This window comes from Curtobacterium sp. SP.BCo, assembly GCF_051903265.1.
In the GTDB taxonomy this organism is placed as follows: Bacteria; Actinomycetota; Actinomycetes; order Actinomycetales; family Microbacteriaceae; genus Curtobacterium.
The window spans coordinates 2748212-2771791 of record NZ_CP194337.1 but is presented as its reverse complement, the minus strand read 5'-3'; the positions used below and the strand labels follow the sequence as shown (position 1 = coordinate 2771791).

General features: G+C 72.0%; 20 protein-coding genes. 16 read left to right on the top strand and 4 right to left on the bottom strand.

Going from position 1 to position 23580, the window contains the following annotated elements; translation table 11 throughout:
• Window positions 1-27: 27 nt before the first annotated feature.
• Genes ACRQ4B_RS13130 through ACRQ4B_RS13115 form a run of 4 tightly spaced genes read left to right on the top strand, consistent with a single transcriptional unit; the run spans window position 28 to window position 4100 of the window.
• Window positions 28-396 (top strand): YraN family protein, encoded by a 369-nt coding sequence (locus ACRQ4B_RS13130; protein WP_439691861.1) that lies wholly within the window; start codon window positions 28-30, stop codon window positions 394-396.
• Window positions 393-1916: a YifB family Mg chelatase-like AAA ATPase gene (locus ACRQ4B_RS13125; RefSeq protein ID WP_439691860.1), complete on the top strand. Its 1524-nt coding sequence runs from the start codon at window positions 393-395 to the stop codon at window positions 1914-1916. Before ACRQ4B_RS13130 ends, ACRQ4B_RS13125 begins: the two co-directional genes overlap by 4 nt.
• On the top strand, window positions 1913-3142 hold the full coding sequence (gene dprA / locus ACRQ4B_RS13120) for a DNA-processing protein DprA (protein ID WP_439691859.1): 1230 nt from the start codon (window positions 1913-1915) through the stop codon (window positions 3140-3142). Before ACRQ4B_RS13125 ends, dprA begins: the two co-directional genes overlap by 4 nt.
• Before the next feature lie 25 nt (window positions 3143-3167).
• Entirely contained in the window at window positions 3168-4100 is a 933-nt protein-coding gene (locus ACRQ4B_RS13115) for a tyrosine recombinase XerC (RefSeq protein ID WP_439691858.1), read from the top strand.
• A 107-nt stretch (window positions 4101-4207) separates the two neighbouring features.
• Here ACRQ4B_RS13115 and ACRQ4B_RS13110 read toward each other — a convergent pair whose 3' ends face one another.
• A complete protein-coding gene (locus tag ACRQ4B_RS13110; RefSeq protein ID WP_439691857.1) occupies window positions 4208-4852 on the bottom strand; it encodes a M23 family metallopeptidase in 645 nt (214 codons plus the stop codon).
• Between the two features lie 355 nt (window positions 4853-5207).
• On the opposite strand from ACRQ4B_RS13110, the gene ACRQ4B_RS13105 reads away from it, so the two are divergent.
• The 10 genes from ACRQ4B_RS13105 (at window position 5208) to ACRQ4B_RS13060 (ending at window position 13913) form a co-directional block, all read left to right on the top strand.
• The gene (locus ACRQ4B_RS13105) at window positions 5208-6650 is read left to right on the top strand and encodes a sugar porter family MFS transporter (RefSeq protein WP_439691856.1); all 1443 of its coding nucleotides are present in this window, start codon (window positions 5208-5210) and stop codon (window positions 6648-6650) included.
• Between the two features lie 286 nt (window positions 6651-6936).
• Window positions 6937-7854, top strand: a complete 918-nt coding sequence (gene rpsB / locus ACRQ4B_RS13100) for a 30S ribosomal protein S2 (protein WP_439691855.1) — start codon at window positions 6937-6939, stop codon at window positions 7852-7854.
• An 81-nt stretch (window positions 7855-7935) separates the two neighbouring features.
• Window positions 7936-8763 carry a translation elongation factor Ts gene (gene tsf, locus ACRQ4B_RS13095; RefSeq protein ID WP_439691854.1) on the top strand — a complete coding sequence of 276 codons (828 nt, stop codon included), beginning with the start codon at window positions 7936-7938 and terminating at the stop codon, window positions 8761-8763.
• Window positions 8764-8861: 98 nt separating this feature from the next.
• Window positions 8862-9581 (top strand): UMP kinase, encoded by a 720-nt coding sequence (gene pyrH, locus ACRQ4B_RS13090; protein WP_439691853.1) that lies wholly within the window; start codon window positions 8862-8864, stop codon window positions 9579-9581.
• A 47-nt stretch (window positions 9582-9628) separates the two neighbouring features.
• On the top strand, window positions 9629-10183 hold the full coding sequence (gene frr / locus ACRQ4B_RS13085) for a ribosome recycling factor (RefSeq protein WP_354030875.1): 555 nt from the start codon (window positions 9629-9631) through the stop codon (window positions 10181-10183).
• Window positions 10183-11178 (top strand): phosphatidate cytidylyltransferase, encoded by a 996-nt coding sequence (locus ACRQ4B_RS13080; RefSeq protein ID WP_439691852.1) that lies wholly within the window; start codon window positions 10183-10185, stop codon window positions 11176-11178. Before frr ends, ACRQ4B_RS13080 begins: the two co-directional genes overlap by 1 nt.
• A 47-nt stretch (window positions 11179-11225) precedes the next feature.
• Complete coding sequence (locus ACRQ4B_RS13075) at window positions 11226-11774, top strand: DivIVA domain-containing protein (RefSeq protein WP_439691851.1); 549 nt, start codon at window positions 11226-11228, stop codon at window positions 11772-11774.
• Between the two features lie 60 nt (window positions 11775-11834).
• The gene (locus ACRQ4B_RS13070; protein WP_439691850.1) at window positions 11835-12848 is read left to right on the top strand and encodes a lytic transglycosylase domain-containing protein; all 1014 of its coding nucleotides are present in this window, start codon (window positions 11835-11837) and stop codon (window positions 12846-12848) included.
• 13 nt (window positions 12849-12861) lie between these two features.
• A complete protein-coding gene (locus tag ACRQ4B_RS13065) occupies window positions 12862-13167 on the top strand; it encodes a hypothetical protein (protein WP_439691849.1) in 306 nt (101 codons plus the stop codon).
• Entirely contained in the window at window positions 13164-13913 is a 750-nt protein-coding gene (locus ACRQ4B_RS13060; protein ID WP_439691848.1) for an alpha/beta hydrolase, read from the top strand. The genes ACRQ4B_RS13065 and ACRQ4B_RS13060 overlap by 4 nt, the downstream gene beginning before the upstream one ends.
• Before the next feature lie 86 nt (window positions 13914-13999).
• On the opposite strand, the gene ACRQ4B_RS13055 is transcribed toward ACRQ4B_RS13060, so the two are convergent.
• On the bottom strand, window positions 14000-15856 hold the full coding sequence (locus ACRQ4B_RS13055) for a hypothetical protein (RefSeq protein WP_439691847.1): 1857 nt from the start codon (window positions 15854-15856) through the stop codon (window positions 14000-14002).
• Window positions 15857-16040: 184 nt separating this feature from the next.
• On the opposite strand from ACRQ4B_RS13055, the gene ACRQ4B_RS13050 reads away from it, so the two are divergent.
• The gene (locus tag ACRQ4B_RS13050) at window positions 16041-17777 is read left to right on the top strand and encodes a hypothetical protein (RefSeq protein WP_439691846.1); all 1737 of its coding nucleotides are present in this window, start codon (window positions 16041-16043) and stop codon (window positions 17775-17777) included.
• Window positions 17774-18766 (top strand): tetratricopeptide repeat protein, encoded by a 993-nt coding sequence (locus ACRQ4B_RS13045; protein ID WP_439691845.1) that lies wholly within the window; start codon window positions 17774-17776, stop codon window positions 18764-18766. The genes ACRQ4B_RS13050 and ACRQ4B_RS13045 overlap by 4 nt, the downstream gene beginning before the upstream one ends.
• A gap of 89 nt (window positions 18767-18855) precedes the next feature.
• Here the strand turns inward: ACRQ4B_RS13045 and glgB are convergent, their stop codons facing one another.
• A complete protein-coding gene (gene glgB / locus ACRQ4B_RS13040; RefSeq protein ID WP_439691844.1) occupies window positions 18856-21534 on the bottom strand; it encodes a 1,4-alpha-glucan branching protein GlgB in 2679 nt (892 codons plus the stop codon).
• Window positions 21531-23531 (bottom strand): maltotransferase domain-containing protein, encoded by a 2001-nt coding sequence (locus ACRQ4B_RS13035; protein WP_439691843.1) that lies wholly within the window; start codon window positions 23529-23531, stop codon window positions 21531-21533. The genes glgB and ACRQ4B_RS13035 overlap by 4 nt, the downstream gene beginning before the upstream one ends.
• Window positions 23532-23580 lie beyond the last annotated feature (49 nt).

Genomic DNA, 23580 nt, shown 5'->3' with positions numbered 1-23580 from the left:
CGCGATGGTCGTCGCGGAGGCAACGGCATGGAGCAGACACCACTACGGAACAACGGGCTCGGGCGATTCGGCGAGGACCGCGCGGCGGAATGGCTGGAAGCGCACGGATTCCGCGTGCTCGAACGCAATTGGCGGTGCGCGCGCGGTGAGATCGACCTCGTCGCGTGGCAGTCGTGCACGCTGGTGTTCATCGAGGTCAAGACCCGCGCCGGCACCTCGACCGGACACCCCTTCGAGGCCATCACCGCCTCGAAGGTGAGCCGCCTGCGACGACTCGTCCCGGCCTGGTTCGACGACCACCCCGAGGTGTCCGCGCGGGCGATCCGGATCGACGCCGTCGCCGTGCACGTGGACGGGGACCGCGTGGGGATCGAGCACGTCGCCGGTGTGTCGTGACCGCCGGGATCGGCCGAGCCGCCGCCGTGGCGTTGATCGGCGTCGCCGGCCGCCGGATCGAGGTCGAGGCGCACCTGACCAGCCAGCTGCCGGCGTTCAACATCATCGGGTTGCCCGACACGTCGCTCGGCGAGGCACGGGAGCGCGTGCGTGCCGCCGCGGCGAACGCCGGGTGTCCACTGCCGGCACGGCGGATCACCGTGAACCTGACGCCGGCCGCGATCCCGAAGCGTGGGTCGGGCTTCGACCTCGCCATCGCGATGGCCGTCCTCGCCGGGGCCGACGTGGCCCCGCGGGTGTCCGAACGGGTCGTGTACATCGGTGAGCTCGGCCTCGACGGGCGGGTGCGGCCCGTGGTCGGGGTCATCCCGATGCTGCTCGCGGCCCGGGAAGCCGGCGCCGACCGGGTCGTGGTGCCCGTCGGCAACCTGCTCGAAGCCCGGGTCGTCGGTGGCGTCGACGTGCACGGCGTCGACTCCCTCCGCGCAGCGGCGATCGACGCCGGGGCGCTGCTGCCCACGGTCGACGTCGACCCGGTGCTGCCGGTTCCGGTGCTCGACGAGGCACGGCCCACGGCGGAGCTGGCCGACGTGATCGGGAACCCGATCGGTGTCCGGGCGGTGACCGCTGCCGCGGTGGGTGGACACCACGCGCTGCTCCTCGGACCCCCGGGCGCGGGCAAGACGATGTTGGCCGAGCGGCTCCCGGGGCTCCTGCCGGACCTGGACGACGAGGCCGCGCTCGAGGTCGCGTCGGTGCGGTCGGTCGCCGGGCACGGGTCGGCGTCGTGGACCACCCGGCCGCCGTGGGAGGCACCGCACCACTCCGCGTCGGCGATCGCCCTGATCGGGGGCGGGTCCGGGCTCATCCGTCCGGGAGCGGTGTCGCGGGCGACACGTGGCGTGCTCTTCCTCGACGAGGCGCCGGAGTTCCCGCGGACCGTCCTCGACGCGCTCCGGCAGCCGCTCGAGTCCGGTCGGATCACCGTCCACCGGGCCGCCGGAGCCGTCGAGTTCCCGGCCCGCTGCCAGGTGCTCCTCGCGGCCAACCCGTGTCCGTGCGGCAACGCCGGGGACGGCCGTCAGCCGTGCGAGTGCAGTCCCGCCACGGTCCGGCGGTACCTCGGACGGATCTCGGGGCCGCTCCTGGACCGGATGGACATCCGCGTCCGGGTGCCGCGGGTGACGACCGGCAGCATCCGGGCCGGCGAAGGAGCGACCCCCACGACCGCCGAGACACGGCGGCTCGTCGAGGACGCTCGGGCCCGGATGACCGAGCGGTTGCGCGGGTCGCCGTGGTCGCGCAACGCCGAAGTCGCCGGCAGCTGGCTCCGCACCGACGGCCGTGCTGAGCGAGGCGCGACCGAGCCGCTCGACACGGCCCTCGACCTCGGCACGTTGACGATGCGCGGCTGGGACCGGACCATGCGCCTCGCGTGGACCCTGGCCGACCTGCAGGGCGCAGAGCGGCCGACGCGCGCGCACGTCCTCGAGGCGCTCGCGCTCCGGAGCGCACTGTGACCGGCGGCGGCGCCCTCCTCGGCTCGGTCCGGACGGCGCTCGGTGCGGGTGCCGACGAGGTCGACCTCGTGCAGACGGCAGCGCGAGTCGCGTGGTCGACCATCGCCGAGCCCGGGGACGCCGTCGCGGGGGAAGTCGTGGCGGCGCTCGGCCCGGAACGAGCGCTCGGCGCGGTGCTCGAGGCAGCGGACGCCGGGGACCTCGGTGACCTGGTCGGACACTGCGTCGAGTCCGGGGTCTCCGGTGCCGAGGACGTCATCGCGTTCGGCGCGGTGCTCCGTGCCGCCGTCGAGCGGTGGACGCCGCGGCTCGGACGATCCGACGTCGGGGACGTGCTCGCAGCGGCGCAGGCGGTCGGTGCTGGGCTCCTCGCGCCGGGGACTGCGCAGTGGCCGGACGCCGTCGACGACCTCGGACCGCACGCGCCGCTGGTGCTCTGGACCAGGTCGGTTCCGACGCAGGCGCGACCGGGACTCGCCGTCGTCGGTTCCCGTGCGAACACCGTCGCCGGAGCGCAGGCCGCTGCCGAGATCGCCTCGCTGGCGGCGGACGCCGGGTGCGCGATCATCAGCGGCGGCGCCTACGGCATCGACGCGGTCGCGCACCGGGTCGCCGTCGCTGCCGGTGCGCCGACGACGGCCGTCCTGGCGGGCGGCATCGACCAGCTCTACCCGGCCGGCAACGTCGACCTGCTGCGGAACGTCGCGCGGCAGGGCGCGCTGCTCGCCGAGTCGCCGCCGGGGACCCGACCGACGCGGTGGCGCTTCCTCGCGCGGAACCGCCTGATCGCCGCGCTCGGTGCTGCGACGGTCGTCGTCGAGGCCGGTGCTCGGTCCGGTGCGCTGAACACCGCCCACCACGCCGGACAGCTCGGCCGACCGGTGTTCGCGGTGCCAGGGGCGTTCTCGTCCTCGGCGTCGGTCGGCTGCCACCGGCTCGTCGCGCAGGGGCGGGCGCAGATCGTCGTCCACCCGAGGGACCCGGTCGACGCGGCCGTGGCGTCGGGCGCACCGTTCGCCGCCGGTCGACGGGACGAACCGCTCGCGGGTGCCCGGCACGACCCCGAGGTCCTGCGCGTGCTCGACGCCCTCGGCCGCCGTGCCATGGCCGAGCACGAGGTCGCGGGTCGTTCGGGGATGTCGCTCGCCGAGGTCGCCGACGCCCTGGCGCTGGCGCAGTTGCAGGGGCTCGTCGTGCAGACGTCCGGCGGGTGGTCGCGGGCATGACGGCGGCCGGACCTACCCTGGTGCCGTGACGGACCGGACGGACGACGCGCTCGTGGTGGTGGTGGACGCGTTCCTCGAGCACTCCCGGCACGCCCGCGGGCTCAGCGAGCAGACCGTCCGGGCGTACGCGAACGACCTCGGGCAACTCGTCGAGTTCGCCGCGGTCCGCGGGGTCGACCGGGCCGGCGACATCGGGCTCGACCTGCTGCGCGACTGGCTGTGGGACGCCGACCACCGGGGGCTCGCCCGCTCCACGATCGCCCGACGGTCGTCGTCCGTGCGGGCCTTCACCCGGTGGGCGAGCGAGTCCGGCGTGCTGGCGGTCGATCCGGGCGCGCGGCTGCGGGCGCCGAAGGGGGCCGCACACCTGCCGCGGGTGGTGTCCTCCGACCAGGTGCGTGTCGTGCTCGACGGGCTGGCTGCGCGCGCGGCGACGGACGACCCGTCGGCGTTGCGGGACCTGGCGGTCGTGGAGCTCCTCTACGCCGCGGCGATCCGGGTGAGCGAGCTCGTCGGGATCGACGTGCTCGACCTCGACCGCGGTCGGCTGACGGTCCGGGTGCTCGGCAAGGGTGGCCGTGAGCGGGTCGTACCGTTCGGCGTGCCGGCGCGCGACGCCGTCGAGGCGTGGCTGGACCGCGGCCGTCCGGTCCTCGCTGCGCGGTCCACCGGTGTCGACCCGGGGGCGCTGTTCCTCGGCGATCGAGGCGGACGACTCGGGGTTCGCGGTGCCTACCGCATCGTGGCGCGCGTCCTGCAGGACCTGCCGGGCGAGGGGCCGAGCGGGCCGCACACCTTCCGGCACACCGCCGCGACGCACCTGCTCGACGGGGGAGCGGACCTCCGTGCCGTCCAGGAACTCCTGGGTCACGCGAGCCTCGGCACCACGCAGATCTACACCCACGTCTCGTCCGCCCGCCTGCGCGAGGTCTACCGGACGGCCCACCCGCGAGCCTGAGCCAGGCGCGCACCCCGGCCCGGCCGCGCGACGCGCCAGGCGCACCCCGGCCCGGCCGCGCAACGAGCCAGGCGCGCACCCGGCCCGGCCGCACGACGCGCAGGTACTCACCCCGGCCACGCGCTGTCCGGCAGGAGCACCGGCCACGCCGCCGCCGGCAGGTACGGCGTCGGATCGACGTAGCGGTCGTCGAGCCGTGCCCCGAGGTGCAGGCACGGGTCGGACGCCGGACAGTGCCCGACCGCGACCCGACCCACGGTGTCGCCCTGCGCGACGGCATCGCCGGTGGCGACCGACGGCACCACGGAGTCCAGGGTGCTACGGAGCCCGTCGCCGTGGTCGATCGTCACCACGCCCCGACCGGCGACCGAGCCAGCGAACGACACCGTGCCGTCGTCGACCGCGACCGCTGCGTCACCGATCGACGCGGGGACGTCGAGCCCGCGGTGCCCCGCGGAGTAGTCGTCCGCAGGTGCCTCCCACGGTCGGCTCACCACCCGGATCCCGGTCGGCCAGATCCACGGGGCGCCCGTCTCGGCGATGGTCCGCGCGGGCGCCGCGGCGCGGCCGTCGGGGACCGGGACCACGGCGGTCGTCGTCACGGTGACGAAGGTCGGACCGGTGACGAGGAACGCGACGAGGTACGCGACGAGGGCGAAGGCGGGGACGAGGACGAGCGCGACGGCGACCACCGACGGCCGGGGCGCCCTGCGGAAGTGGCCTCGGAGATGCCTGTACGGGTCGGATCGCATGGGACGAGCGTGGCGCTGTCGACGCGCGACGAGGCGGACGCTGGCCGATCTGTGGGGGACGAGCCGAGCCTCCAGGCCTGTGGAGGAGGACCGCGGGGACGTCACGCGCATCATGCGACACCGCGCGCGTCGATCCACGCGCGCGGTGTCGATCACGTCGCGTGATCCAGCGCGGAGCGCGGAGCGCCGCCCGCCCGCCCGAGCGCCGCCCGCCCCCGCCCCGATTGCGCCCCCGCGCCGATCGGGGAGTACAGTCGGGGCCGCTCCGGAACACGCAACGCCGCTCGGACGGCGAACCAGCCGACCGCCGGGGCACCGTGCAGCATCCCGCACGGCGGCAGAACCCAGGAGCATCGTGTCCAACACGACCACCGGGCACGGCACCGACCGTGCGTTCAAGGGGAAGGTCACCGCGTTCGCCATCGCAGCTGCGGTGGGCGGTTTCCTCTTCGGTTTCGACTCGTCCGTCATCAACGGCGCGGTCGACGCGATCAAGGGCGAGTTCGGCCTGTCCGAGGCCGCCAGCGGCTTCGCGGTCGCCTCGGCCCTGATCGGCTGTGCGTTCGGCGCGTTCTTCGCCGGTCGTCTCGCGGACCGCTGGGGTCGTACCCGCATCATGTTCTGGGCGGCGGTGCTGTTCCTCGTGAGCTCCATCGGCAGCGCCTTCGCGTTCGCGACCTGGGACCTCGTGGTCTGGCGTCTCGTCGGCGGTCTCGGCATCGGGACCGCGTCGGTCATCGCGCCGGCGTACATCTCCGAGGTGTCTCCGAAGGCCATCCGTGGCCGGCTCGCGTCGTTCCAGCAGCTGGCGATCACGCTCGGTATCTTCGCCGCGCTGCTCTCCGACCAGGTCTTCGCGGTCACCGCGGGCGGCGCCTCCGAGACCGTGCTCGGCCTCGCCGCGTGGCGCTGGATGTTCCTCGTCGGTGTGATCCCGTCCGTGGTCTACGGCATCCTCGCGATCACGCTGCCGGAGTCGCCGCGCTTCCTGCTCGCCAAGGGCCGAACGGACGACGCCCGTGACGTGATGACGAAGATCGTCCCGCGCGACACGGTGAACACCAGCCTGGAGGAGATCCAGGACGGCATCGAGAAGGAAGCCAACGAGAAGAAGGGCTCCATCCGGGGCAACCGCTTCGGCCTGCAGCCGATCGTCTGGGTCGGCATCATCCTCGCCGTGCTGCAGCAGTTCGTCGGCATCAACGTGATCTTCTACTACTCGACGACGCTCTGGCAGGCCGTCGGGTTCAAGGAGAGCGACTCCTTCCTGATCTCCACCATCACCTCGGTGGTGAACGTCGCGGTCACCTTCATCGCGATCTTCACGGTGGACAAGCTCGGTCGGAAGCCCCTGCTCGTCGCCGGTTCGGCCGGCATGTTCGTGTCGCTCCTCATGGTGGCGATCGCGTTCTCGCAGGCGACCATCGTGAACGGCGCACCGCAGCTGCCCGGCGCGTGGGGCATCATCGCGCTGATCTTCGCGAACCTGTTCGTGGTGTCGTTCGGCGCCACCTGGGGACCGCTGATGTGGGTGCTGCTCGGTGAGATGTTCCCGAACCGCATCCGTGCGACGGCGCTCGGCGTCGGGTCGGCCGCGAACTGGGTCGCGAACTTCCTCGTCACCATCACCTTCCCGGTGCTGTCGAGCTTCAACCTGACGGTCACTTACGGCATCTACGCCCTGTTCGCCCTGCTCTCGCTGTTCTTCGTCCTGGCGAAGATCCCCGAGACGAAGGGCCGCTCCCTCGAGGAGATGGGCATCACCGCCGAGGGCGACACCGTCGGCGCGAAGGCCTGACGCGCCCCCGATCGACGGCCTGGAGGCCCGGATCACGCGAGCCGCTCGGCGTGCGTGATCCGGGCCTCCCGTCTGTTAGCATCTATCCAGCAGCGCGCTGAGCGCGCTGACTTCGCGCGTCCACAGTGCTGATCGAACAGCACGTCGCACGGCCACCGGTCCCGCTCGCACGAGCGGGCGGCCGCAGGGACAGGACGCCAGGGGTCACGACCACCGGGTCGCGACCGACACAACCGCAACAGGTACGCAGTCATGCTGCGTGCCGAGAACACACAAGGAGGACGGCATGGCCGTCGTCACCATCCGCCAGCTGCTCGACAGCGGCGTCCACTTCGGACACCAGACCCGTCGGTGGAACCCGAAGGTGAAGCGATTCATCCTCGCCGAGCGCTCGGGCATCCACATCATCGACCTGCAGCAGTCGCTGGCCTTCATCGACCGCGCGTACGACTTCGTCAAGGAGACGGTCGCGCACGGTGGCACGATCCTCTTCGTGGGCACCAAGAAGCAGGCGCAGGGCTCCATCGCCGAGCAGGCGACCCGCGTCGGCCAGCCGTACGTCAACCAGCGTTGGCTCGGCGGTCTGCTCACGAACTTCCAGACGGTCTCCAAGCGCCTCGCGCGCATGAAGGAGCTCGAGGAGATCGACTTCGACGACACGACGAAGGGCTTCACCAAGAAGGAGCTCCTCATCAAGAAGCGCGAGCTGGACAAGCTCCACAAGACCCTCGGTGGTATCCGCAACCTCACGCGGACCCCGAGCGCGCTCTGGATCGTCGACACCAAGAAGGAGCACCTCGCCGTCGACGAGGCGCAGAAGCTCGGTATCCCGATCATCGGCATCCTCGACACCAACTGCGACCCCGACGAGATCACCTACCCGATCCCGGGCAACGACGACGCGATCCGCTCCGTCGGTCTCCTCACCCGCATCGTGGCCGACGCCGCGGCCGAGGGCCTGAAGACCCGCCACAACGGTGGCGACGACGAGGCCGCGGCCGAGCCGCTCGCCGAGTGGGAGCAGGAGCTCCTCGGTGGCGAGACCTCCGCCGCGACCGAGACGCCCGCCGTCCCGGTCGAGGAGAACGACGCGGACGCCCAGGTCGCCGCCAAGGAGATCGGTGAGCCGATCGCCGACGAGGCGAAGAACGCGGAGCCCACGGCCGAGGCCGAGGCCGCCGCGGAGACCACCCCCGCCGAGTGACCACCGGGGGCGTCGGGCCGATCGGCTCGGCGCCCCTTCTCTCTCTCTTTCGAACACACAGTCCAGAAAGGACTCCAGTCAATGGCCAACTACAGCCTTGCTGACGTGAAGAAGCTCCGTGAGGACCTCGGGGCCGGCATGATGGACGCCAAGAACGCCCTCGTCGAGGCCGACGGCGACTACGACAAGGCCGTCGAGCTGCTCCGCATCAAGGGCGCGAAGGCCGTCGCCAAGCGCGACGACCGTGCGACCTCCGAGGGTGTCGTCGTCGCGTCGACCGACGGTGGCGCCGCCACGGTCGTCGAGCTCGCGAGCGAGACCGACTTCGTCGCGAAGAACGAGAAGTTCACCACGCTCGCCGACAAGGTCGTCGCCGCGGTCGCCGCTGCCGGCGCCACCGACGTCGCTGCCGGCAACGCCGCGCCGCTCGACGGCAAGACCGTCGCCGAGGCGATCGACGAGGCCGCTGCCGCGCTGGGCGAGAAGCTCGCGCTGCGCACGGTCGTCCGGGTCGAGGGTGACGCCTTCGAGGTCTACCTGCACAAGACCAGCCAGGACCTGCCGCCGCAGATCGCCGTCGTCATCGCCTACGCGGGCTCCGACGCCGCCGAGGCGCGCTCGATCGCGCAGCACGTCGCGTTCGCGAACCCGACGTACCTGACCCGCGACGAGATCCCGGCCGAGGCCATCGAGAAGGAGCGCGCGACCGTCGAGGCGATCACGCGCGAGGAGGGCAAGCCGGAGGCCGCCCTCCCGAAGATCGTCGAGGGTCGCCTCAACGCCTACCGCAAGCAGGTCGCGCTCCTCGAGCAGGACTACGCGAAGGACAACAAGCTGTCCGTCGCGAAGGCCGCCGAGAACGCTGGTCTCACGATCCAGGGCTTCGCCCGCGTCAAGGTCGGCGCGTAGCGAACCCGTGACGGGGTCAGGAACCGAACGGTTCCTGGCCCCGTTTTCGCGCGCACCGCGCGTGTACATTTCCCGAAGACGACGAAGGGTGCAGACAGATGACCGACGAGAAGACCGGACGACGCCGCGTACTGCTGAAGCTGTCGGGTGAGGCGTTCGGCGCCGGGACCCTCGGGGTGAACCCGGACGTGATCGGCGCGATCGCGAAGGAGATCGCGAACGCGGCCCAAGACGTCGAGATCGCGATCGTGGTCGGCGGCGGGAACTTCTTCCGCGGCGCCGAGCTCTCGCAGCGTGGCATGGACCGCGGCCGCGCTGACTACATGGGCATGCTCGGCACCGTGATGAACGCGCTCGCCCTGCAGGACTTCCTCGAGCAGGCCGGTGCCGCCACGCGCGTGCAGTCGGCGATCTCGATGACGCAGGTCGCCGAGCCGTACATCCCTCGACGCGCCGAGCGGCACCTCGAGAAGGGCCGGGTCGTCATCTTCGGCGCCGGGGCCGGACTGCCGTACTTCTCCACCGACACGGTGGCAGCCCAGCGCGCGCTGGAGATCAAGGCCGACGAGGTCCTCGTCGCCAAGAACGGCGTCGACGGCGTCTACACGGCGGACCCGAAGAAGGACGCCACCGCGGAGAAGCTGCACCACGTGACCTACCAGGACGCGCTCCTCAAGGGGCTCAAGGTCGTCGACGCGACCGCGTTCTCGCTCTGCATGGACAACGGCATGCCGATGCACGTCTTCGGCATGGAGGGTGACGGGAACGTCGCGGCCGCCATCCGGGGTGAGCGCATCGGCACGGTGGTCAGCAACTGACCTCCGGCGCTGACTAGACTCGACGCCAGTACCGAAGGAGAACCACCGTGATCAGTGATGTCCTGACCGAAGCCACCGAGAAGATGGCAAAGGCCGTGGAGGTCGCCAAGGACGACTTCTCGACCGTCCGAACCGGCCGCATCAACGCCGCGCTCTTCCAGAAGATCCCGGTCGAGTACTACGGCACGCCGACGCCGCTCGCGCAGCTGGCGTCCCTGCAGACGCCGGAGGCGCGCACGCTCATCGTGACGCCCTACGACAAGTCCGCGCTGAAGGAGATCGAGCGCGCCATCGCGACGTTCCCGAACCTCGGCGCCAGCCCGTCCAACGACGGCGAGATCGTGCGCGTCACGATCCCGGAGCTGACGCAGGACCGCCGCAAGGAGTTCGTGAAGCTCGTCCGCGGCAAGGGTGAGGACCACAAGGTCGTCATCCGCAACATCCGCCGCCGCGCCAAGGACGACCTGGACGCCCTGAAGGGGGAGATCTCGGACGACGAGATCTCGCGTGGCGACAAGGACCTCGAGGCCCTGACGAAGAAGCACGTCGATCAGATCGACGACGCGCTGAAGAAGAAGGAAGCCGAACTCCTCGAGGTCTGATGCCCCGTCCAGACCAGGGCGGCGCTGACCGCCCCACAGACCAGAAGCGTTCCGCCAAGGGGCTGCGCGAGGACTTCGACGCACGGGCACGAGCTGCCCGGACGGACTTCGAGGCGCAGCTCCGGCAGCGGAAGGCCGACTTCGGCGCCCGGAACGAAGCGCTGACGGCGCGGACCGGCCGCAACCTGCCGGCCGCGATCGGCATCGCCCTCGCGTTCGCGGTCGTGATGCTGGCGTCGCTCCTCATCTGGACGCCGTCGTTCATGGTCGTCGCGGCCTTCCTGCTCGGGGTCGGCGTGTACGAGCTCGCGAGCGCGATGCGGTTCGCGGGGCGTGACGTCCCGCGTGTCCCCAGCGTGCTGGTGGCCGTCGGGATCGTCCCCGCGGCGTTCCTCGGCGGCCAGATCCCGGCGCTGTTCACGCTGCTCGGCGGCATCGTGTTCATCAGCCTCTGGCGCCTGGTCGAGGTCGCGGTGACCCGGCCGAAGCCGCCGGCGGGCAACGTGGTCCGCGACCTCACGAACGGGTTGTTCGTCCAGGCGTACATCACGCTGCTCGGGGCCTGCGTGGTGCTGTTGTCCGCGCAGCCGGACGGCAAGCTCTGGGTGATCGCGTTCATCCTCGTCGTGGTGGCCGTCGACACCGGCGCCTACGCCACCGGGCTGAACCTCGGCAAGCACCCGATGGCGCCGCGGATCAGCCCGAAGAAGACGTGGGAGGGCTTCGCCGGATCCGTCGCGGCGAGCATCGTCGTCGGCATCGTCGTCAGCTGGCTCATGCTCGGACTGCCGTGGTGGACCGGTGTCGTCCTCGGCGTCCTCATCTCCGGCTCGGCCACGCTCGGCGACCTGACCGAGTCGATGATCAAGCGCGACCTCGGCATCAAGGACATCTCGTCGTTCCTGCCCGGGCACGGTGGCCTGCTCGACCGGATCGACAGCATCCTGCCGTCGGCCGCGGTCGCCTACGTGCTGTACCTCGTCGTCAACCACTGACAGCGCGTCCAGGTCACGCCAGGGTCCGGTCCTGGCAGAATGTCGCCGTGGCCACCACCTTCCCGAACGCAGACCGCTCCGCCCTCGGGTACGACGTCGACGAGGTCGAGCGATTCCTCGAGGACGCCCGTCGGGCATACACGGCGAACGACACCGCGCCAGCCATCGAGGCGGCGAAGATCCGGGCGACCGCGTTCTCCATGCGCAAGGGCGGGTACTCCACGGCGCACGTCGACGCCGCGCTCGAACGGCTCGAGGACGCCTTCGCGGCCCGCGAGCGGGAGCGTGAGATCGCCGACATCGGACAGAAGGCCTGGTACGCCGAGGCCCGGTCCAAGGCGTCCGCGGTGGTCGATCGTCTCGAGCGGCCGGACGGGCAGCGCTTCAGTCGGGTCAGCGTGCTCGGCACCGGCTACCACCCGAAGGACGTCGACGCGTTCGCCAAGCGCCTCGGGGGCTACTTCCGCGAGGGCAAGCCGCTCAGCCTGACCGAGGTGCGCTCCATCGTCTTCCGGCCGAAGCGCGGCGGGTACCGCGAAGCACAGGTCGACGCCCTGCTCGACGCCGTCGTCGAGGTCATGCTCGCCGTCCGCTGACGACGCGCTCGTCGCGGGTGCTTCGCTTTCCGTGATCGTTCCGTTATCCTGGTCAGACTCATGGGCAGGCACACGGCAGACATCAGCTCCGACCGCGATACCCGCGAGCACCCCGGCCTCACGGCCGCCGGTGAGCGCCGCGCGGCACTGAACCGAACCCGCACGGCGGAGAACTCGGTCCTCCCGGCGAACCCCGACGTGGTGACGGCATCGGTGCCGACCGCCCCGGGTTCCGCTCCGGCACCGCACAGTGCCCCCAAACCGCACAGTGCCCCCAAGTCGGTCGCGGCGAGTCGGGTGTCCGACACCGCGGCAGCGCAGACGGCCCTGGTGTCCGCGGTCCCCGCGACGCCGACCGACCCGCGAATCGTCAAGCAGCGCCGCGCCCGCGCGGTCGCCGCCCCGGCGAAGCCGACGTCCGTCCGCGGTGTGAACTCGTTCATGCGCAAGCGTGCGACGATCCCGGCACTGTCGTTCTTCGCGGTCTCCGGCATCGTCGTCGGGTCGCTCTTCAACCCGCTCCAGCCCGACGTGGCGCAGGCGGCCGTCTCGGCCCCGGTGCTCATCAAGGCACCGGCCGCCCCGCAGGAGTACACCGCCCACGGCACCTACGCGGCCTTCGACGTCTCGCGTGACGCGTACGGCGTGACCGTGCCGAAGCCGAAGGTGACCGCGCCGCCGAAGACCGAGACCGACGACACGGCCGACTCGACGGACAGCACCGAGCAGGTCAGCGCGACGAACACCCTGGCAGCGGTCGCTGCGACGCCGGACCCGGGCAGCGCGCAGGCGATCGCCCTGCAGATGGTCACCGCCCGCGGGTGGGGTACCGACCAGTACAACTGCCTCGTCTCCCTGTGGAACAAGGAGTCCGGCTGGCGCGTCAACGCCTACAACCCCAGCGGTGCGTACGGCATCCCGCAGGCACTGCCCGGCAGCAAGATGGGCACGGTCGGCGCTGACTGGCAGACGAACCCCGCCACGCAGATCACCTGGGGCCTGAACTACATCTCCGGCGTCTACGGCACCCCCTGCGGCGCCTGGGGTCACAGCCAGTCCTTCAACTGGTACTGATCGGCAGTTCGCGGTGCCGCGCAGCAACCGGCCGCGGCGTGTCCGCGGTCGAGCCCCCGAGCCTGAGGACGAGCCCACCGGCCTCGACCGGCTGATGAGTTCGTGGAAGCGGACCGAGGTCCGGCGCGGTCGGGAGTACCTGGTGCAGCCGGTGTCCGCGGCGTCGGCGCAGAAGGAGTACGTCTGCCCGGGCTGCGGCGGGACGGTCCTGCCCGGGGTCGCGCACGTCGTCGTGTGGCGTGCCGACGGCGTCCTCGGTGACGAAGCGGACCTCGCGTCGCGGCGTCACTGGCACAACCACTGCTGGAGCATCGCATGAGCACCGAGAACCCCTCGAGCGTCGACGAGATCCGGTCGAACACGGAACTCCCGGCCCGCCGGACGGAGATCGAGCTCGTCACCGACGACCACCTCACGCTCGTGGGGGAGCTCGCCGAGCCGCTCGACCGCCCGGCACGCGGCACCGTCGTCACGTTGCATCCGCTGCCGACCGCGCACGGGTTCATGGACTCGCACGTCCTGAAGAAGGCGGCAGCGCGGCTGCCGGCCCTGGCGGACATCGCGGTCCTGCGGTTCAACTTCCGGTCGGTGACCTCGCCCCGCGGCACGTCCGAGGGCGTCTTCGGCGACGGTGTCTCCGAGGGCTTCGACCTCCGGGCCGCGGTGTCCGACGTCGTCGACCGTGGTCTGCCGACGCCCTGGTTGGTCGGGTGGTCCTTCGGGACCGAGGTGGTCCTCAAGCACGCCCTCGAACACGTCGAGGCCGGCCGTGTCGCCGGGATCGTGCTGCTGTCGCCGCCGCTGCGCCGCACGTCCGACGCGGAGCTCGCCGCGTGGGCGAGCGTGTCCGTGCCGGTCGTGGCGCTCGTCCCCGAGCACGACGACTTCCTGCAGCCGGACGAGGCGGCACGTCGCTTCGCGATCGCGCCGAACGTGCAGGTCGTGCCGGTCGAGGGCGCGAAGCACCTCTGGGTGGGGGAGCGGTACGTGCGCATCGTGCTCGACGCGATCGCCGATCTCGTCGTGCCGGGCAGCGCCCCGCTGCCGACCCACGTCCCGGTCTAGGACGACGCCCCAGCCTGCCAGGACCGGTCACGCCGACGACGTGCGCCGACCTGGAGGCGTGGGTCGCCCCTCCGGGCCCGGTCGCGTCAGCGGCTGGTCGCGTCCTCGACGTCGTCCACCGGTTCCGACCCGTCGGTCCCGTCGTCGGCGACGGCCGGCGTCGTGCCGAGCAGCCCCGTGGCGTGCGTGAGCACCCCGCGCAGGTTCTCCAGGTACGCGGCGACGGCGTCGCGTTCGGTGCGGATCGCCGCGAGGCGGTCCTCCGACTCCGCGATGATGCCGGCCGTCCGCTCCTCGGCGTCGGCGACCATCTTGTGGACGCGGTCCTGGGCGTCGGCGACGATCGTGCGCGCGTGCTCCTGCGCCTCCGAGGTGCTGGAACGCTCGAGGTCGTCGGCCTCCTGCTGGAGCCGTTCGGCACGCTCCCGGGCCTCGGACGCCCGACGCGTGGCCTCGGCGAGCTGCAGGTTCGCCTCGTCGAGGTACTTCTGCGTCTCGGTGACGGTGTCGTGGTGCTTCTGCAGGTAGTCCTGCTCGGCGTCGTCGCGTCGTGCGGCGAGCTCCGACTCGAGCGTCGTCCGCGCCTCGTCGCGCTCGCGGGCGATCTCGGCGCGGACTTCCTCCCGGTCGCGGACCAGGCCGGCGCGAGCGGTGTCGATCTCCTGCCGGAGGGCAGTGCGCTCCGCCTCGAGCGTCCCGAGCTCGGCGGCACGTCGGTCGGCGATCTCGGTGTCGACCTCGGCGTGCTCGCGCTCGCGACGCGCTGCGAGCTCGTCCTCGTGCGCACGGACGGCACGTTCCGCCGTCGCCTCGGCCTCGGCGCGCTCGCGCTCGATGCGGCTCGCGTGGTCGGCGAGTTCGCGGGCGATGCGGTCGGCGGTCTCCTGGACGAGCCGCTCGTTCTCCGTGCGGGTCTGCTCCTCGTCGACGCGGAGCGCGGCGCGGGCGGCCTCGACCTCCTGCTCGAGCGCGGCGCGGGCACCGGCGAGTTCACGGTCCCACTCGGCACGGGCGGCGGCGAGCTCCTCGTCGAGGACCCGTCGGCGGTCGGCGAACTCGGTGTCGATCTCGGCGCGGCGCCGGTCGACCTCGGACTGCAGGCCCGCACGCCCGGTCTCGAGTTCCAGGGCGTGGGCCTGCTGCTGCTCGTCCCGCTCGCGGTGCCACGCGGCGCGGCCCTCGGTCACCTCGCGCTCGAGGGACTCGCGTCGGGTGCGCTCCTCGTGGTCGAGGTCCTCGACGCGTCGGGCGAAGTCGGCCTCGAAGACGGTGCGGCGGTGCTCGGTCTCGCGGTCGAGGTCCGCGGCGGCCCGACGGGACTCGGCGGACTCGCGCTGGGCGATCTCGCGGAGCTCGGCGACCTCGTGCTCGACCTGGGCGCGGAGGGCGTTCGTCTCGCGGATCGCGACCGACCGGACCTCTGCGGCCTCGGTGAGGGCGGCACCGCGGATCGCGGCGGCCTCGTTCCGGGCGTCCTGGGTCAGCAGCCCGGCTTCGGCGCGGGCACGCTCGACGGTGTCCGCGGACTCGGCGCGGGCACGGGTGAGTTCGTTGGTGGACCGGGTGCGCGCGTCCTCGAGGGTGTCGCGCGCTTCCTCCTGCGCCTCGCGCAGGGTGCGGTCCGCCTCGGCACGGCTGGAGGCGCGGAGGCGCTGCGCGTCGATGTCGGCCTGGCTGATCAGGCGGGTGGACTGCTCCTCGGCGACGCGGAGGGTCGACTCGAGGCGGGTGCCGAGCCCGCTGTAGGTGGGGGTGCCGGCCTCGTCGAGCTCGCCCTGCAGCTCGGAGACACGGGACTGCAGGAGACGGATCTCCCTCGCGGCGTCCGCGCGGTCGTTGTTCGACTTGATGAGCTCGCGGCGCAGGTCGTTCAGCGAACGGTCGACCTCGTCGCGGCGGTACCCGCGCAGCTCGGTCCCGAACTCGGCCTCGTCGTTCGCCACGTGTTCACTCCTGGTGCTCGGCGGAGGGTCTGGTCCGACCCGGCACCGATTGTAGTGGCGGTGCCGAGCCCGCGGCTGTGACCGGGGACAGCGGTGGGGGATGCGCCGTCCAGGCTCGCTCGCTATCCTGGAGCGCTGATTCGCGCGCCGTCACCCCCACCCCGGCGCGGTAGGGAGAAGATCCGTGCGATTCGTCCTGGCGATCGTCAGTTTCGTCATCGGTCTGGTGCTCGTCGCCCTCGCGGTCGGCCAGCGGACCGTGTTCGAACCCCCGTCCTCGCTCGTCGCGTCCTCGTCGTCGAAGACCACGGCCCCGGTCACCGTCATCCCGGGCTCCACCCTCAACGCCAACCCCGGCTACCAGCGCATCAACGTCTCGGGTTCCGGCAAGGTGTTCGCGGCCTACGGCAAGACGACCGACGTGGACGCCTGGGTCGGTGACGCGAAGCACACGACGATGCGCTTCGACGCCGAGCAGGACCGGCTCGTCGGCCGTACGACCGGCAGCGAGTCCTCGGTCCCGGACCCCGCAGGCAGCGACCTCTGGTACCAGGAGTACGACGGCGCCGGACAGTTCACCGTCCGACTGCCGAAGGACGTCTCCGTGATCATCGTGGGCGACGGCACGGCCGCGGCACCGAGCGACGTGTCGGTCACCTGGCCGCGCGACACCGCGACGCCCACCGTCGGCCCGCTGCTCGTCGCCGGCGGGCTGTTCCTCGTCGGCGGCATCGTCCTGCTCGTCTGGGCCTTCGTGCACCAGCGCCGCGGCCGTGGTCCCCGGCGCCGCAGCGGCGGTTCGCGTCCGCCGCGCGTCCGCGCCTCCCGCCGTGCCGCCGCCGCGGGTGCACAGGTCCCGACCCGTGGGCGTCGCGGACGCCGTGCGATGGTCGCGATCCCGGTCCTGCTCGTCGGGGCGCTCGGCCTGGCCGGCTGCTCGTCCGAGTACTGGCCGCAGGGCGGGTCCGGCGCGAGCCCGACGCCGACCGCCACGGCGACCGGTACCGCCACCCAGACCGAACCGACCGCCGCGTCCAAGCAGCAGATCAGCCGCATCGTCCAGCGCGTGGCCGAGGTCGCGAAGCAGGCCGACGACGCCCGTGACGCGAAGGTCGCCGCGGAACGGTTCACCGGTGCGGCGCTCGACCTCCGCGAGGCCAACTACGCGATCCGAGCCAAGGACGCCGACGTCGACGCCCCGCCGGCCATCTCGGCCGACCAGGTGTGCGTGGCGTTGCCGCAGCAGACCGACTCGTGGCCGCGGACGGTCTTCGCCGTCGTCGCCCAGGACTGCGACGCCAAGTCCGCGCCGCAGGCCCTGACGCTCGTGCAGGACTCCGCGCGTGACGACTACAAGGTCGCGTACGACGTCTCGCTCGAGGCGGCTGCGAAGATCCCGAGCCTCGCGCCGACGTCGATCGGTGCCGCCCTGCTCGCGCCGAACACGAAGTTGCTCTCCGTCGCGCCGGACCAGATCGCGACGGCCTACGGCGACATCCTGTCGAAGGACACGGACAGCCAGTACGCGTCGCTGTTCCAGGTGGACGGCGACGGCCTCCGCTCGACGATCGGCAAGGCGTACAAGGACAAGAAGTCCGAGTCGCTGCCGGACACGGCGAAGATCGAGTACTCGTCCGAGGTGCCCGACGACAGCGCCGTGGCCATCGCCACCGACGGTGCCGGGGCGCTCGTCTCGGCCGACCTGAACGAGATCGAGAAGGTGACGCCGACGGCGGCGGGCGCCGAGGTGAACACCGAGGGTGCGGTCAAGGCGCTCTCCGGTGTCGACTCCAGCACGAAGGGCATCAGCGCCACCTACGGCGTGCAGTTGCTCTTCTACGTGCCCCCGGTGGGCACCGATGACAAAGTGGTCCTGCTCGGGTTCACGCAGGGCCTGACAGCAGCGAGTGAGGTGCAATGACCAACGTCCCCCCGACCCCGTCCGGTCTCCGCGGAGCAGTCGACCTGTCGTCGCTCGTCGACCGCGCGCAGCGGCCGCCGCAGCCGACCGGCCCCACCGGCTCCGACACCGCGGCCGGTGCGCCCGGCAGCGAGACCGGCGCCGACCTGACCGTCCCCTCGCTCGTCCTCGACATCACGGACCAGACGTTCCAGGACGTCCTCCAGCTGTCGACCGTCGTCCCGGTGATCGTCGACATCTGGGCCGAGTGGTGCGGGCCGTGCAAGCAGCTGTCCCCGATCCTCGAGCAGCTGACCGCCGAGTACGACGGCCGGGTGCTCCTGGCCAAGGTGGACGCCGACACGAACCCGCAGCTCGTGCAGGCCTTCCAGGCGCAGTCGATCCCGACGGTGGCCGCGCTCATCGGCGGTCGCCCCCTCGGGCTCTTCGTCGGCGCGTTGCCGGAGGCAGAGGTGCGTGACGTCTACGAGCAGGTCCTCGCCGCCGCCGCGCAGAACGGTGTCTCCGGGCGTGTGACGGTCGACGGTGCCGCACCGGCGGACGCCGTCGAGCAGGGCGAGCCCGAGCCGGAGCCGCTGCCCCCGCACCACCAGGCCGCCTACGACGCGATCGAGCAGGGCGACTACGCCACGGCGATCCAGGAGTACAAGACCGCCATCGCGCAGGACCCCCACGACCAGATGGCCGTCGCGGGCCTGGCGCAGGTGTCCCTGCTCGACCGGCTGAACGGCCACACGGCGGACGACATCCGAGCCGCCGCGGCTGCCGGGCCGACGGACGTGCCGGCGCAGCTCGCCGTCGCGGACCTCGACATCTCCGGAGGGCACGTCGAGGACGCGTTCGGACGGCTGCTCGACCTGGTGCCGACGGTGTTCGGCGAGGACCGAGAGGCCCTGCGCGTCCGGCTCGTCGAGTACTTCGAGCTCATCGGCGCCGAGGACCCGCGGGTAATCGCGGCCCGTCGTCGCCTGGCGAACGCCCTGTACTGAGCGCGACCGTGTGACGGACGGGAGGCCCGGTGCCAGCTGGCACCGGGCCTCCCGTCTGTCCGGGGTGCGGTCGAGGACCGCAGCCGGCCCTAGCGGGCCAGCTTCAGCCAGACCGCGCCGAGCGGCGGCACCACCAGGTGCGCGGACGCCGGGCGACCCGCCCACGGGGTGTCGTCGGCGGTCACGACGCCGAGGTTCCCGACGCCGGAGCCGCCGTACTCGGCTGCGTCCGTGTTGAGGACCTCGTGCCAGGCACCTGCCGCCGGCAGGCCGAACCGTCGCTCCACCGGGACGCCGGAGAAGTTGACGAACACCGCCAGCCGGTCGTCGCCGTCCTTGCGGAGGAACCCGAGCGTGGAGTGCGGGGCGTCGCCGCCCTCGATCCACTCGAAGCCCTCCGCCGTGGCGTCGTGGGTCCACAGCGCCGGCGTCTCGCGGTACACCCGGTTGAGCGCGGCGACGAGGTCCTGCACGCCGAGGTGCCCCGGGTCGTCGAGCAGCCACCAGTCGAGCCCGCGCGCCTCGGACCACTCGGTCCGCTGCGCGAACTCCTGGCCCATGAACAGCAGCTGCTTGCCGGGATGCGCCCACATGAAGGCCAGGTAGGCGCGGACGTTGGCGAGCTTCTGCCATTCGTCGCCGGGCATCTTGCCGTACAGCGACCCCTTGCCGTGCACGACCTCGTCGTGGCTGATCGGCAGGGTGAACTGCTCGCTGAACGCGTACACGAACGAGAACGTGATCTCGTCGTGGTGGTAGCTGCGGTACACCGGCTCACGCTCGACGTACTGCAGCGTGTCGTGCATCCAGCCCATGTTCCACTTCTGCCCGAAGCCGAGACCACCGGAACTCGTCGGCTGCGTCACGCCCGGCCACGAGGTGCTCTCCTCGGCGATCATCACGATGCCGGGGTAGCGCTTGTACGCGGTGGCGTTGGTCTCCTGCAGGAACGCGACGGCGTCGAGGTTCTCACGGCCACCGTGGATGTTCGGCAGCCAGTCGGTGCGGGAGTAGTCCAGGTACAGGATCGAGGCGACGGCGTCGACGCGGAGCCCGTCGATGTGGAACTCCTCGAGCCAGTACAGCGCGTTCGCCACGAGGAAGTTCCGGACCTGCGGCTGCCCGAAGTCGAAGACGTACGTGCCCCAGTCGAGCTGCTCGCCGCGCCGGGGGTCCGGGTGCTCGAACAGCGCGTGGCCGTCGAACTTGCCGAGCGCCCACTCGTCCTTCGGGAAGTGCCCGGGGACCCAGTCCATGATCACGCCGATGCCCGCCGAGTGCAGTCGGTCGATGAGGTACCGGAGGTCGTCGGGGGAGCCGTACCGTGCGGTCGGCGCGTAGTACCCGGTGACCTGGTAGCCCCAGGACCCGCCGAACGGGTGCTCGGCCAGCGGGAGGAACTCCACGTGGGTGAAGCCCAGGTGCTGCACGTGTCCGATGAGCTGGTCGGCGGCGTCGCGGTACGACAGCCCGGGCCGCCACGACCCGAGGTGCACCTCGTAGACGCTCATCGGGCGGTCGTGCGTGGTGGTCTTCGCCCGGTGCTCCATCCACTGCGCGTCACCCTCGGACCAGACGTGGTCCGAGGTGGTGATCACGGAGGCAGTGCGCGGCGCGACCTCGGCACGGCGGGCGAAGGGGTCCGCTCGCTCCACCCAGCCGGAGTCGGTGAGCAGCTGGAACTTGTACCGCTGTCCCTCGAGGGCGCCGGGCCAGAACAGCTCCCACACACCGAGGTCGTTCAGGCGGCGCATCGCGGTGGTGCGTCCCTCCCAGCCCTCGAAGTCGCCGATCACCCGCACGGCGGTCGCCCGAGGCGCCCACACCGTGAAGGAGACACCGTCGACACCGTCGACGGTCGTGACGTGCGCGCCGAGGTGGTGCCACAGCTGCTCGTCACGGCCCTCGCCGAAGAGGTGCAGGTCGAGCTCGCCGATGGTCGGTGCGAACCGGTAGGCGTCGTCGGTGGTCCAGGTGGCGTCGTCGCTGTCGGTGGACTCGTCGAAGTCGTAGTCCGCTTCGACCCGGTAGCGCCCGAGGGCGCCAGGGGTCGCGCCGGCCCAGAGCCCGTCGCCCTCGTGCGTGAGCTCGATGTCGTCGCCGTCCGGCCGGACGATGCGGACCGCGGCGGCGAGGTGCCGGACGACCCGGACGCTCGTGCCGCCGTCGACCGGGTGCGGCCCGAGCACGTCGTGCGGCTGGGACCACCGGGCCTCGGCGACCTGCTGGCGGAGCCACTCGTCGACGGGAGCGGGCCGCGGACCGTCGGGGGAGGGAGCGGACACGACGGCCGGCGGCTGCTGCCCGCCGGTCGCGTCCGCACGTGCGGACCCGGGGGCGACGGCCGGGACCGCCTCGGCTGCTCCGGCCGCTTCGACCGCTTCGACCGCTTCGACCGCTTCGACCGCGGTGTGCCGCGGGTGCGCGGCGTCGGAGGCGTGCCCGGCGAGGGTGGCGGACTCGTGCACGCCGCGGTCCGGTGCCTCCCGCGGGGCCGGCGGGGCTCCGGGGAGGTCCTCGCCGGGGGCCGACACCTTCGGCTCGTACCGCTGCGTCGGGGGCGTGGTCGGTCGGGCCTCGTACGACTCCGGAGCGGCGGGCGCCCCGGTCGGCTCGGCGGCGACGTGCTGCGCGGGGTGCGTCGGGCGAGGGGTGTCGGCCGGCATGCGTCGGGGGAGGACCGGCGGCGGGGGCGGCGGGACCACCGGGACGCCGGGACGCTCGCCCCGGGCCTTCCGTGCGTCGTCCTCGGGGTGGGTGTCGGTCATCGGTGGGGTCCCTCCACGACGAGCAGGTGCACGGGTTCCTGGAACGCGTCCAGGCGGACGTAGTTCGACGATCCCCACACCCAGCGCTGGCCGGTCACGACGTCGCGGACGTCGAACGCCTGCTCGGTGTCGAGGCCGAGGGCGGCGAGGTCCAGGTGGACCGTGGTCTCACGGGCCGAGTGGGGGTCGACGTTCGCGACGACGATCACGGTGTCGTCGCGCCCCGACCGGATGAACCGGCCGGGCAGGTGCTTGGAGTACACGACGATCGCCGGGTCCTCGGCGTCGTGCACGTGCAGGTTGCGGAGCTGCCGGAGCGCGGGGTGCGCCTGCCGGAACCGGTTGAGCATCGTGACGTACGGCGCGAGACTCGCACCCTCGGCCTCGGCGAGGGCGAAGTCGCGCGGCTTGTACTCGTACTTCTCGTTGTCGATGTTCTCTTCCGAGCCGGGCCGGGCGACGTCCTCGAACAGCTCGTACCCGGAGTACATGCCCCACGTCGGCGCACCCGTCGCGGCGAGGGCAGCACGGATCTTGTAGCCCGCACGGCCGCCGAACTGCAGGTACTCGGTGAGGATGTCCGGCGTGTTCACGAACAGGTTCGGGCGGAGGTAGGCGCTCGTCTCGTGCGAGAGCTCCTCGAAGTAGTCGGCGATCTCGTCCTTCGAGTTCCGCCACGTGAAGTACGAGTACGACTGCTGGAACCCGACCTCGGCCAGGGCCCGCATCATGGCCGGACGGGTGAACGCCTCGGCCAGGAACACCGTGTCCGGGTGCTCGTCGCGGACCTCCCGGATGACGCGCTCCCAGAACCACAACGGCTTGGTGTGCGGGTTGTCGACGCGGAAGATGCGGATGCCGAACGCGATCCAGTGCCGCAGCACGCGGAGTACCTCGGTGACCAACCCCTCGGGGTCGGAGTCGAACTGGATCGGGTAGATGTCCTGGTAGCGCTTCGGCGGGTTCTCCGCGGTCGCGATCGAGCCGTCCGCCCGCACCGTGAACCAGTCCGGGTGCTCGGTGACCCAGGGGTGGTCCGGGGAGCACTGCAGCGCGAAGTCGAGCGCGACCTCCATCCCGGTGTTCTTCGCCGTCTCGACGAAGTCGCGGAAGTCGTCCTCGGTCCCGAGGTCCGGGTGGATGGCGTCGTGGCCGCCCTCGGGCCCGCCGATCGCCCACGGGCTGCCGGGGTCGTGCGGCCCCGGGGTGAGCGTGTTGTTCGGGCCCTTGCGGGCGGTGGTGCCGATCGGGTGGATCGGCGGCAGGTAGACGACGTCGAACCCCATCCGGGCGACGCCGGGCAGGCGACGGGCCGCGGTGCGGAAGTCGCCGCTCTTCCAGGACCCGTCGGGGTTCTTCTTCGCGCCCTCGCTGCGGGGGAAGAACTCGTACCAGGCGCCGACACCGGCGCGGGTGCGCTCGACGTCGAGCAGCTGCGTCGGGGAGTGCGTGCGGAGCGAGGTGAGCGGGGCTTCCTCGACCTCGGCGGTGATCCGGGGGTCGTCGACGGCCGCCAGCCGCTCCGTCGGGTCGAGCTCGGTGTCGCGGATCCGGGCGGCGGCGCGTGTGGCGGCCGGTGAGTCCGTCTCGTCCGCCAGACGGTCGAGCAGCAGGGCACCGTCGAGCAGGGTCGCCTCGGCGTCGACGCCGGCCGCGATCTTCAGGCGGGCGGCGTGCAGCCAGGTCGCCCAGTCGTCGGAGTAGGACTCGACGTGCCAGGTCCAGACGCCGACGTGGTCGACCTGCACGGTCGCCTCGTACCGGTCCGTGCCGGCTGCGACGAGCTCCAGCGGGACGGTGCGGGTGCCGCCGTCGGGACGTTCGAGCACGAGGTCGGCGCCGATGACGCCGTGCCCTTCGCGGAACACGGTGGCCCCGAACGTGATCACCTCGCCGTCGAACGCCTTGCCGGGGAATCCGTTCGGCGTTGTGGGAGCGAGTCTGGTGATCGGGATGCGCCCGATCTTCGGTCGGCGGGGTCGGTCTGCAGTGGCCACGGAGCCGACGCTACCCGGCGAGCGCCTCCGCGGTCCCCGGATTGCGCCG

Excerpts from the sequence above, each read along its gene's own strand:
- ACRQ4B_RS13080 (WP_439691852.1), top strand. The coding sequence starts at position 10,183 with ATGCCCCGTCCAGACCAGGGCGGCGCTGACCGCCCCACAGACCAGAAG.
- rpsB (WP_439691855.1), top strand. The coding sequence starts at position 6,937 with ATGGCCGTCGTCACCATCCGCCAGCTGCTCGACAGCGGCGTCCACTTC.
- ACRQ4B_RS13070 (WP_439691850.1), top strand. The coding sequence starts at position 11,835 with ATGGGCAGGCACACGGCAGACATCAGCTCCGACCGCGATACCCGCGAG.
- ACRQ4B_RS13130 (WP_439691861.1), top strand. The coding sequence starts at position 28 with ATGGAGCAGACACCACTACGGAACAACGGGCTCGGGCGATTCGGCGAG.
- pyrH (WP_439691853.1), top strand. The coding sequence starts at position 8,862 with ATGACCGACGAGAAGACCGGACGACGCCGCGTACTGCTGAAGCTGTCG.
- ACRQ4B_RS13060 (WP_439691848.1), top strand. The coding sequence starts at position 13,164 with ATGAGCACCGAGAACCCCTCGAGCGTCGACGAGATCCGGTCGAACACG.
- tsf (WP_439691854.1), top strand. The coding sequence starts at position 7,936 with ATGGCCAACTACAGCCTTGCTGACGTGAAGAAGCTCCGTGAGGACCTC.
- ACRQ4B_RS13110 (WP_439691857.1), bottom strand. The coding sequence starts at position 4,852 with ATGCGATCCGACCCGTACAGGCATCTCCGAGGCCACTTCCGCAGGGCG.
- ACRQ4B_RS13045 (WP_439691845.1), top strand. The coding sequence starts at position 17,774 with ATGACCAACGTCCCCCCGACCCCGTCCGGTCTCCGCGGAGCAGTCGAC.
- glgB (WP_439691844.1), bottom strand. The coding sequence starts at position 21,534 with ATGACCGACACCCACCCCGAGGACGACGCACGGAAGGCCCGGGGCGAG.